The sequence below is a fragment of the Streptomyces sp. Ru73 genome (assembly GCF_002920575.1).
In the GTDB taxonomy this organism is placed as follows: Bacteria; Actinomycetota; Actinomycetes; order Streptomycetales; family Streptomycetaceae; genus Streptomyces.
Map to the genome: position 1 here is coordinate 39,720 of NZ_PQSQ01000065.1, position 6,371 is coordinate 46,090.

The window sequence follows — 6,371 nt, forward strand, 5'->3', positions numbered from 1 at the left end:
CGGCTCAGTCCCGGCAGATCAGCAGCAGCGCGCGGTCGTCGTGCACGTCCTTGGCGACCGCCTCGATCAGATGCCAGGCGGCACCGGTGAAGCCGGCGGTCACATAGCGATCGGCCTCACCGGTGAGCCGGTCGATGCCCTCGGCGATGTCCCGGTCGGCCGACTCGACCAGCCCGTCGGTGAAGAGCATCAGGACGTCGCCCGGCCGCAGCGTGCCCTTGATCGGGTCGAACTGGACGCCGTCCATGATGCCCAGCAGCGGGCCCTCCGCCGCCTTCTGCTCCCAGCGGCCGCTGCCGGCGCTGAGCTGGAGCGCCGGCGGATGCCCCGCGGAGAACAGCTCGTAGTCCCCGGACTCCAGGTCCAGTACGAGGTGGATGGCGGTCGCGAACCCCTCGCTCCACTCCTGGCGGAGCAGGTAGCCGTTGGCCGCGGGGAGGAAGGCGTGCGGCGGCAGCGAGCCGAGCAGGCCGCCGAACGCGCCCGACAGCAGCAGCGCCCGGGAGGCCGCGTCCATGCCCTTGCCGGAGACGTCCGTGAGGACGACCTCCAGGATGTGGCCGCCGTGGGTGCGCGTGGCGACGACGAAGTCGCCCGAGAAGGACTGGCCGCCGGCCGGCCGCAGGGACATCTCCCGGTGCCAGCCGCGCGGCAGCTGCGGCAGCGCGCTCTGCACCCGGATCCGCTCGCGCAGGTCGAAGAGCATCGTGCCGCCGCGCCGCCACGGCACCCCCACCCGGCTGCGGAACTGCGCGATCAGCAGCCCGAAGAGACCCACCGCCGCCACCACCAGCACCGTGCCCGGCGTGATCCGGTCCGGGCCCTGCTCGTACGGGCCCAGCGCCGCCGCCTCCACGATGAGGGCCACCGCCGACGTGCCGTACAGGGCGAGCAGGCTGGAGGGGCGCAGCAGCAGGCCGCCCGCGACGACCGGCAGGACCAGGGCGGTGGGCGCGAACCAGTCGGGGTGCCAGATGGTGCAGCCGGCGAGTACCGGCACGGAGAGCAGCAGGGCCGCCAGCGCGCCCCAGTCGGAGCCGCCGCCGCGGAAGTAGTCGACCATCGTCTTGCGCACGCCGATGCGGACCCGGTGCATCGCCTTGCGCATCCGGGCCGTCAGGGTCTCCGCTGCCGCGCCGCTCGCCATTGCCACGTGACCATATCCACCCCTTTGGCGGCGCGTCGATTCACGGCACACCACCCGCGGCAATTGCCAGGAAAACATGTTCGAAATCCAGTCGCGTCCGCGAGGCGCCGCCTGCTACGCATGGCCTATGACGACACAGGTACGTACGCTGCGCGCGGCCGAATGGGACGGCTGGTACGGCAAGTTGGAGCGCGCCTTCGGTGGCGTGCCGGAGGCCTCGGAGGAGCGCGGACTGTTCCGCGACCTCACCGAGGTGGACCGGTCGATCGGGGTCTGGGACGGGCCCGAAGTCGTGGGCACGGCAGGCGCGTTCAGCTTCCGGATGACCGTGCCGGGCGGGGCGCTGCTGCCCGCGGCCGGCGTGACCATGGTCAGCGTGCAGGCCACGCACCGGCGGCGCGGGGTGCTGACGGAGATGATGCGGCATCAGCTGGAGGACGTGCGCGGCCGGGAGGAGCCACTGGCCGTGCTGACCGCGTCCGAACCGGTGATTTACGGGCGGTTCGGCTACGGCATGGCCAGCCGCCAGGCGCAGCTGCGGGTCGAGACGAAGCGGGTCGCGCTGACGCCGCCGGCCGGCGCGGACGACGTACGGCTGCGGGTCGTGCCGCCCGCCGAGGCGGTGGACGAGTGCGAGCGGGTGTACGCGCAGGTCGTGGCCGGCCGCCCCGGCATGCTCGCGCGCCGCCCGGGCTGGGAGCGGCTGCCGCTGCTGGACCCGCCGGGCGACCGCGAGGGCGCGGGGGAACTGCTGTGCGTGCTGGCCGAGGCCGGCGGCGAGGTGCGGGGGTACGCGCGGTACGCGGTCAAGCCGGAGTGGGGCGACGGCGGCCCCGACGGCACGGTCCGGCTGCGCGACATCGAGGCGCTGGACCCGGCGGTACGCGGGGCCCTGTGGCGCTACCTGCTCTCCGTCGACCTGACCTCGACGCTGGTGAACCACAACCGTCCGGTCGACGACCCGCTGCTGCACATGGTCTCCGACGTGCGCCGGTGCGGGGTACGGGTGCGGGACGGGCTGTTCCTGCGCCCGGTCGAGGTGGGCGCCGCGCTGGCGGGGCGTACGTACGCGGCGCCGGTGGACGTGGTCCTCGACGTCGAGGACGCCTTCTGCCCGTGGAACGCGGGCCGCTGGCGGCTGTCCGGCGACGCCAAGGGCGCGTCCTGCGAACGGACGACGGACGCGGCGGACCTGGCCCTGTCGGTACGGGAGCTGGGCGCGGCATATCTGGGCGACACCCGGCTGAGCACGCTGGCGGCGGCGGGGCGGGTCACCGAACTGCGCCCGGGGGCGCTGGCCGAGGCGTCGGCCGCGTTCGGCTCGGACGTGGCGCCGTGGCTGCCGCACGGATTCTGAGGTGCCGCGTCAGCGCCGCTGGCACCCCGGGCACCAGAAGAGGTTCCGCGCGGCCAGCTCGGCCGTGCGGATCTCCGTGCCGCAGATGTGGCACGGCTGCTGCGCCCGACGGTAGACGTACACCTCGCCGCCGTGGTCGTCGACGCGCGGCGGCCGTCCCATGGCCTCGGGCTCGTGCTCGGGCCGTACGGTGTCGATGCGGTTGTTGCGGACGCCTTCGCGCATGAGGACGACCAGGTCCGACCAGATCGCGTCCCATTCCGAGCGCCGCAGATCGCGGCCGAGGCGGTACGGGTCGATGCCGTGCCGGAAGAGGACCTCTGCCCGGTAGACGTTGCCCACCCCGGCGATGACCTTCTGGTCCATCAGCAGGGCGGCCACGCTCGTCCGGCTGCGCGAGACGCGCCGCCAGGCCCGCTCCCCGTCGTCGTCCGGGCGGAGCGGGTCGGGCCCGAGCCGGTCGTGTATCGCCTGCTTGTCGGCGTCGGTGAGCAGCGCGCAGGCGGTGGGCCCGCGCAGGTCGGCGTAGTGCTCCTCGTTCGCCAGCCGCAGCCGCACCGTGTCGGTGGGCGGCGGCGCGGGCGCCGGGCCGAAGCCGAGCTTGCCGAAGAGCCCGAGGTGGACGTGGACCCAGCCGGTGCCGGCGAAGCCCAGGAAGAGGTGCTTGCCGTGCGCCTCGGCGGCCGTCAGCACCTGGCCGTCGACCAGCGCGGCGCCGTCCGCGAACTTGCCCTGCGGGCTGCTCGCGCGCACGGACCGGCCGCCGAACCTCTCGAAGTGGTCGGCGGCCAGCCGGTGGATCGTGTGCCCCTCGGGCATCTGCGGTCGGTCCTGCCCTTCGGCTCAGCCCTGCTGCGGGTGGTGGGCCGGGATCGGGGGCAGCTCGCCGGTGGTCTCGTACGCCGAGAGCATGTCGATCCGGCGGGTGTGCCGCTCCTCGTTGCTGTACGGCGTGGCCAGGAAGGCGGCGATGAAGGCGGTGGCCTCCTCCTGGGTGTGCATCCGGCCGCCGACGGAGATCACGTTGGCGTTGTTGTGCTCGCGGCCGAGCTTGGCGGTCTCCTCGCTCCAGGCCAGCACGGCCCGGACACCCTTGACCTTGTTGGCGGCGATCTGCTCGCCGTTGCCCGAGCCGCCGATCACGATGCCCAGGCTGTCCGGGTCGGCGGCGGTCTTCTCCGCGGCCCGGAGGCAGAACGGCGGGTAGTCGTCCTGGGCGTCGTAGATGTGCGGCCCGCAGTCGACGGGCTCGTGCCCGTTGGCCTTCAGCCACTCGACGAGGTGGTTCTTCAGTTCGAAACCGGCATGATCAGAGCCGAGGTACACGCGCATGCGACGAGTGTGACACGGCGGACCGGGGTAGGCGCCGTTGGGTCTCCCCATGGATGCGCGCAGGGAAATCAGGGCGTTACTTGTCGTACACAAGTTCGTCGTACAAAAGCACGAAGACGTTAACGATACGGATTCGGGCCTTCCCCTCCCCGCGCTCCGGAAGATCTCATCCAGGGGCTCGACACATCCGTTGAACCACACAAGGACGGTGCACATGGGCGCGCACCCGCCGACCCCGACCGCACGGCCGGCCACCGGTGACCCCGGTGACGGGCGGTCGCCGGAGGGCCTGCAGGCAGGACTCAAGAACCGCCATCTGTCGATGATCGCCATCGGCGGGGTGATCGGCGCCGGCCTCTTCGTCGGCTCCGGCGCCGGCATCGCGGCCGCCGGGCCCGGCATCCTCATCTCCTACGCGCTGACCGGCCTGCTGGTGGTCCTCGTGATGCGGATGCTGGGCGAGATGGCCGCCGCCTCGCCCACCTCGGGCTCCTTCTCCGCCTACGCGGACCGGGCGCTGGGCCGCTGGGCCGGCTTCACCATCGGCTGGCTGTACTGGTTCTTCTGGTCGGTCGTGCTGGCCGTCGAGGCGACGGCGGCGGCCGCCATCCTCACCGCCTGGGTCCCGGCCGTCCCGCAGTGGGCCTGGGCGCTGCTGGTGATGATCGTGCTGACCGGTACGAACCTGATATCCGTCGGCTCGTTCGGCGAGTTCGAGTTCTGGTTCGCCGGGATCAAGGTCGCGGCGATCGTGATCTTCATCGTGGCGGGCGCGCTGGCGGTCTTCGGGCTGCCGCCGGGCGACGAGGCCGTGGGCCTGTCCCACCTCACCGGCGACGGCGGCTTCCTGCCGCACGGGCCGGGCGCGATCCTCTCCGGCATGCTGCTGGTCGTCTTCTCGTTCATGGGCAGCGAGATCGTCACCCTGGCCGCCAGCGAGTCGCCGAACCCGGTGCAGGCCGTCCGCAAGGCCACCAACAGCGTGATCTGGCGGATCGCGATCTTCTACCTGGGTTCGATCTCGGTGATCGTCACGCTGCTGCCGTGGAACGACAAGGGCGTCGAGGCCAGCCCGTACGTCGCCGTGCTGCGCTCCCTGGACATCCCGTACGCGGACACCGTGATGGACGTGGTCGTGCTGACCGCCGTCCTCTCCTGCCTCAACTCCGGCCTGTACACCGCCTCGCGGATGGCCTTCTCGCTCGGCGAGCGGGGCGACGCGCCGAAGTCCTTCACCCGCGTCAACAAGGGCGGCGTCCCCGCGGTCTCCATCTGGGCGTCGGTCGCCTTCGGCTTCATCGCGGTGATCTTCAGCTACACCTCGAAGGACACGATCTTCCAGTTCCTGCTGAACTCCTCGGGCGCGGTCGCGCTCTTCGTGTGGCTGGTCATCTGCTTCTCGCAGCTGCGGATGCGCCGCACGATCGAACGGGACACGCCGGAGCGGCTCACCGTCCGCATGTGGCTGTACCCGTACCTGACGTACGCCACGATCGCGCTGATCCTCTTCGTGGTCGGCTACATGTTCTACAACCCCGACGGCCGGCAGCAGATGATCATGTCGGTGGCCGTGGGCGCGCTGGTGCTCGTCGTCGGCCTGGTGCGGGACCGCATGCGGCGGTCCGCAGCGGTGGCCGCCGGTGAGGGCGCGGGCCCGGACTCCGGCGCGGCCGCTCAGGACGTGCGGAAGGACGACCTGACCCGCTCATAGGTGCCCACGGCCAGGGCCGTCGCGTCGTCCCGGTACCAGAGGCTGAGCTGGTAGAGCCTGCCCCGGTGGCGGAAGCCGAGCTGACGGCCGTGGTACGGGCGGTCCGCCTGCGTGTAGGCGTACTCCCACAGGACGGCCGGGTCCCCGCGGAACGCCGTGCGCTCCAGATGGAGCGTGCGGTAGCCGGGGACCCGGCCGCGCTGTGCGTCGGCGTACGCCCGCCAGCGGCCCAGGAGGTCGCCGCCGTCGGAGGGGGCCTGCCGCGCGGCGAGTTGCACGGCGCCGTCGCGGGTGCTGTAGGTGATCTCCCGCGGGGACTCCTCGGTACGGTTCCAGCCCACCGGCGGCACCCAGCTGAACCCGTCCTCGGCGCGGCGCGGCGCCGCGGGCGCCGAGGTGCCCGTACCGCGCCCCGCCGTCGGGCTCTCGCTCACCCGCGCGCTCGGCGCTCCGTGCGGCGCGCCGTGCTCGGCCTCCTGAGCCGTGACGAGCACCACCACGACGGCCACCGCCGAGGCGACGACGGTCGCGGCCGCGACGAGCGCGGCCCGCTTCCGCGACCACCGGCCGGCACCGGTCCCGCGCGGCGCCGGCCGCGGCCCGGCGGAATCCGGCTCCGGCTGAGGCTCCGGCTCCGGCTCCGGCTGAGGTTCGGCGGCGTCCGGGGCGGACGGGCCCGGCTCCGGGGCTTCGGACTCCGGTTCGACTGCTGGTTCCGCCGGCTCCACTGGCTCCGCTTCGGCTGCTGGCCCGGGCTCGGCGGCCTCGGGCTCCGGGACGGCAGCCTCGGGCTCCGGTTCCGCGACGGCCGCAGGTCCGGCCAC

Annotated in this window: 5 protein-coding genes and 1 pseudogene; 2 read left to right on the forward strand and 4 right to left on the reverse strand. The window is 72.9% G+C overall.

The features are described 5' to 3' along the window. Nucleotides 1-4 precede the first annotated feature (4 nt). Complete coding sequence (locus C3486_RS24755; protein ID WP_103834967.1) at nt 5-1,147, reverse strand: PP2C family protein-serine/threonine phosphatase; 1,143 nt, start codon at nt 1,145-1,147, stop codon at nt 5-7. Nucleotides 1,148-1,274: 127 nt separating this feature from the next. Between C3486_RS24755 and C3486_RS24760 the strand changes: the two genes are divergently transcribed. Further along, a complete protein-coding gene (locus C3486_RS24760) occupies nt 1,275-2,504 on the forward strand; it encodes a GNAT family N-acetyltransferase (RefSeq protein WP_103834968.1) in 1,230 nt (409 codons plus the stop codon). Nucleotides 2,505-2,513: 9 nt separating this feature from the next. Here the strand turns inward: C3486_RS24760 and C3486_RS24765 are convergent, their stop codons facing one another. Together C3486_RS24765 and C3486_RS24770 are read right to left on the reverse strand one after the other, a co-directional pair. Next, nucleotides 2,514-3,323, reverse strand: coding sequence for an Fpg/Nei family DNA glycosylase (locus tag C3486_RS24765; RefSeq protein ID WP_103834969.1), 810 nt, complete (start codon nt 3,321-3,323; stop codon nt 2,514-2,516). Nucleotides 3,324-3,347: 24 nt separating this feature from the next. After that, nucleotides 3,348-3,836 carry a ribose-5-phosphate isomerase gene (locus C3486_RS24770; protein ID WP_103834970.1) on the reverse strand — a complete coding sequence of 163 codons (489 nt, stop codon included), beginning with the start codon at nt 3,834-3,836 and terminating at the stop codon, nt 3,348-3,350. Between the two features lie 214 nt (nt 3,837-4,050). Here C3486_RS24770 and C3486_RS24775 point away from each other — a divergent pair, with 214 nt between their 5' ends. After that, on the forward strand, nt 4,051-5,547 hold the full coding sequence (locus tag C3486_RS24775; protein ID WP_103834971.1) for an amino acid permease: 1,497 nt from the start codon (nt 4,051-4,053) through the stop codon (nt 5,545-5,547). Here C3486_RS24775 and C3486_RS37705 read toward each other — a convergent pair. After that, nucleotides 5,511-6,371: pseudogene (locus C3486_RS37705) on the reverse strand (hypothetical protein); the annotation flags it as partial. The gene C3486_RS24775 and the pseudogene C3486_RS37705 overlap by 37 nt on opposite strands.